Raw genomic sequence first — 3,827 nt, 5'->3', positions numbered from 1 at the left:
AGATCCTTGAACTTGGTCTGGGCGATTTCGGCGAGAGCCGAGCGCGCGATGGTTCCGGCCGAGATCTTGCCCGGCTCCTTCGAACCCGACTTCAGGTTTGCAGCCTTCTTGATCAGGAACGATGCCGGCGGCGTCTTCGTCACGAAAGTGAACGAACGGTCGGCATAGACGGTGATGATCGTCGGAATCGGCATGGCCGCTTCAAGGTCCTGCGTGGCGGCGTTGAACGCCTTGCAGAATTCCATGATGTTCACGCCGCGCTGACCCAGCGCAGGGCCGATCGGCGGGGACGGAGTTGCCTTGCCCGCGGGCACCTGCAACTTGATATAGCCTTCAATTTTCTTGGCCACGAGGGGCCTCCTTTCGTCCTGTTGGCACCGGCATTTTCCAGCCGGAAACCTCAGATTGAGCGGTCAAGCAGCGGTCCTGAAGATCGCCTCCCGCACGGAATCACTCACGGCAAGCCGCAAGCGAAGGGGCGCGCCTAGACGAATGCGGACAAAAAGGAAAGCGCGGAATCGAGCGCGCCTCAGGCGGCGGCGGCGGCCTTTGCCGATCGCGGCGCAGAAGTCCATGTGCGGATTGCGCGGCGGGCTGGCCGTTCGACGAAGCGGAGCGACAGATCGGACAGCGCAAGGACGGTCACCACGAACCCGGCAAAGACCAACAATGCCGTGGCCGGACCTGCTGTCTGCTTGCCATAATGATCGGTGATCCATTCGACCAGCGGCATGTGGACGAGGTAGATCGCATAGGAACGGTCGCCCAGCCACAGCATCGCGCGGCTTTCCATCAGCGGCCAGCGCAGTGCCAGCCCCAGCGCAGCCGGCCATGCGAGCAGGCCAAGCGGCAGCAGCGGGCTGAGGTCTCCTGCATCGAGCATCAGTCCCGCAGTGAGCATCGCCAGCAGCAGCGGGGTGGAGAGCCTGGCCAACTCGCCGCGCCCTTGCCACAGCAATTGCCCCATGAAAAAGCCGAAGAACCCGCGCGCAAAGATGTCGCCGGCCCACGGCCCTCCCGCCGGCCCCAGCAGATAGAGCCAAGCCGCGCCGCCGAGCATCAGCGTCCACGCCAGCGGGCGTATCGCTCCGCGCCAGAACACGGCGGCAAGCGCGAAGACCACGTAACACAGCACTTCGATCGACAGCGACCAGCTGGGTCCGACGAAAGTATGGGCAACTGGTTCGGCAAAGGCCTGCATCATCACGAGGTGGAGCGCAAAGGCCGCGCCGCTGTTCTCGGGTCGGCCCCAGAAGGCGAGCGCTACGACAGCGAGTGCCAGCAAGTGCAGCGGATAGAGCCGGGCCACGCGGGCAACCGCGAATTCGCGCAGCGCGCGGCCATCGCTCAACGCGCCGGGGCGCAGATAGACATGGGCGAAGATGTAGCCGGAAATGACGAAGAACAGGTCCACGCAAGTCCAGCCCCAGCCGAGCGTCCAGTTGGCCACCGGGCCAAAACCATTGATCGAGGAAGGCGCGAAGAGGAACCCGGCATGATAGCCGAAAGCCACGACGCAAGCGGCAATCCCGCGCAGGCCATCGAGCCGCCCGAGACGGACGACCGATTCACCTGCCGGCGATGCTGTGCTGTGTGACACGGCCTGCCCTCACCTTTCGGTGAGGGTCATAGCCCGCGACTGGTTAAGATATGCTGGCCGCGCCGGAGCGCCGCCTGCCCGCTTACTTGACCAGTTCGACCTGTTCGAAGTCGAGTTCGACCGGCGTTGCACGGCCGAAGATCGAGACCGAAACCTTGACGCGGTTCTTGTCGAAGTCGAGCTCTTCGACGACGCCGTTGAACGAGGCGAACGGACCGTCGAGCACCTTCACCGAATCGCCGATTTCGTAATCGACGCTGATTTCGCGGCGCGGTTCGGCGGCAGCGGCTTCGCGCGCACCGAAGTAACGGGCGGCTTCACGATCAGAGATCGGCTGCGGTTTGCCCGAATGGCCGAGGAAGCCGGTGACCTTCGCGGTGTTCTTGATCAGGTGATAAACATCGTCAGTCATCGCCAGCTTGGCGAGGACGTAGCCCGGCATGACCTTGCGTTCGGTCTGGACCTTCTTGCCGCGCTTCACCTCGGTAATGGTCTCGACCGGAACCTCGACGGCTTCGACGAGAGCTTCAAGGCCCATGCGTTCAGCTTCCGAAAGGATCGAATCGCGCACCTTGCCTTCGAAACCGGAATAGGCGTGGATGATGTACCAGCGGGCCATTGCTATTTACTCTCTCAGACCAGCGTCAGCAGCCAGGCGACGATCTTGCCGAAGATCGTGTCGACCCCCAGGAAGAACACGGCCAGCATGGTCATCATGATCGCGACGAAAATCGCCGTGGTCACGGTTTCCTGCCGGCTCGGCCAAACGACCTTGCGGGCTTCGGTCTGGACCTGGCGGACGAATTCACCGGGGCTAGTCTTGGCCATTGCTCGGATGCCTTTACTGCAAACGTTTAAAAATCGCGCCTTCCGCCAAGGGGACATCGCCGCCCCGGCTGAGGTGCCGGGAGGGGCTTAATGTCTTCCGATGTCGGAAAGTGAAGGCCAGTTAGCGACTGGGCGGAACTTTTGCAAGACGGGCGATGCGCCAGCCCGCGCCGCTCGCCGCCACTTGCGCGCCCGGGGGCAGCGCGGAAGGCGCAGTGGCCCCGACGTACCACAGGTAATCGGCCTCCTTGGCAGGTGCAAAGGCGGAGAGGTCAGGCGATTCGCCTGTCGCAATCAGCACCCGCTGCGAGGGATCGACCGGGCCGCCATCGATGCGCGTCAGGGCATGGACGCCCGCCACCGCGAAGTCCGAATTGGTCACCGCATCGCGCCGCACCGTGGCCAGCGCGAAGACATGGCTCGATCCGCCCTGCGTCCAGGCGAAGGGATCCTCCGCCCGCGCGCCGGCAATCACCGATCCGCGCGGCAGTTGGTCCACGGCGGCGAGCATCTGCGCGGTCTGCGCCGATCCCGCGAGCCATGCAGTTGTGGTGAGGGCCAGCCGCAACACAAAAGGCACCGCCGCCGCCGCCAGCACCCAGCTCGGCACGTTCCACCGCGCGGCGAGCACGGCGCAGGCCAGCGCCACGGGCACCAGCCGGTAATCGGCGAAGTCTCCACCACCCAGATGGCGCGGCATGACGCAGCTCAGCGCCACGAAAATCAACGCCGCGCGCCCGATCCGCCCATCGACGCGTCCCTGTCGCCACGCAATTGCGGCAACGCCGACCAGCAGCAGCACCGTCAGCAGGTCAAGCTGCGCTGACTGGTCACGCAGGGCCATGACCCAGTTCGACACCTTGTCGACCAAGATACCATCACCCCATGACGTGCCGCCCTTCCCCGAGCCGGCGAGCAGCGTCAGCAGCGCCGGCGGCCACAACGGCCAGGTGCGAGGGATTGCAGCGAGGAAGCCGCGCCGCTGCCACTCATGCCCGAACACAAGCACGCCCAGCACACCCCATGCCGAGAGGTGGCACAGCCATACCAGCGGCGCGATGGCGAGGAATGCCAGATGCCGCCAGCGCTTGCCCTCCCACGCCACCCAGCCAGCGAAGGCGAAGAAGGCCAGCGCCAGCCCCAGCCCCCAGTTGACGAAACCCATCAGCACCGAAGGCGACCACACCGTTACCAGCGCGAGCAGTCCGCCCACGCCGACGCGCTTGTGCAGCACGCTGTCCACGGTGAGCAGCGATGCGGCGAGCAGTGCGGGCACCAGTACGGCGATCACCCGCCCCGCTGCTTCCAGCCCCAGCAGTTTCGCCAGCGGCCAGACGATCAGGTCCGCGCCAAGGTTGGGAATCCATTGCCACGTGAAACCATAATGCCGCTGCAGGTC

The 3,827-nt window shown here is 64.9% G+C and carries 5 protein-coding genes; all 5 read right to left on the bottom strand.

Translation table 11 applies throughout. The features are described from left to right. The coding region (rplK, locus tag RMO89_RS02360) for a 50S ribosomal protein L11 (RefSeq protein ID WP_310530994.1) at window positions 1-350 on the bottom strand (350 nt) is incomplete at its 3' end. A gap of 179 nt (window positions 351-529) precedes the next feature. Continuing rightward, entirely contained in the window at window positions 530-1,600 is a 1,071-nt protein-coding gene (locus tag RMO89_RS02355) for an acyltransferase (RefSeq protein WP_310530992.1), read from the bottom strand. Between the two features lie 82 nt (window positions 1,601-1,682). Then, the gene (gene nusG, locus RMO89_RS02350; RefSeq protein WP_310530991.1) at window positions 1,683-2,219 is read right to left on the bottom strand and encodes a transcription termination/antitermination protein NusG; all 537 of its coding nucleotides are present in this window, start codon (window positions 2,217-2,219) and stop codon (window positions 1,683-1,685) included. Between the two features lie 14 nt (window positions 2,220-2,233). Next, window positions 2,234-2,428 (bottom strand): preprotein translocase subunit SecE, encoded by a 195-nt coding sequence (gene secE, locus RMO89_RS02345; RefSeq protein ID WP_310530990.1) that lies wholly within the window; start codon window positions 2,426-2,428, stop codon window positions 2,234-2,236. A gap of 121 nt (window positions 2,429-2,549) precedes the next feature. Next, on the bottom strand, window positions 2,550-3,827 hold a 1,278-nt coding region (locus RMO89_RS02340), incomplete at its 5' end, for a hypothetical protein (protein ID WP_310530988.1).

This window comes from Novosphingobium sp., assembly GCF_031424035.1.
GTDB lineage: Bacteria > Pseudomonadota > Alphaproteobacteria > Sphingomonadales > Sphingomonadaceae > Novosphingobium.
Note: the sequence above shows the minus strand (reverse complement) of the source record. Positions and strands in the feature narration are given on the sequence as shown.

Bases quoted from the DNA above. Each gene is read 5' to 3' on its own strand.
- nusG (WP_310530991.1), bottom strand. From the start codon at position 2,219: ATGGCCCGCTGGTACATCATCCACGCCTATTCCGGTTTCGAAGGCAAG.
- secE (WP_310530990.1), bottom strand. From the start codon at position 2,428: ATGGCCAAGACTAGCCCCGGTGAATTCGTCCGCCAGGTCCAGACCGAA.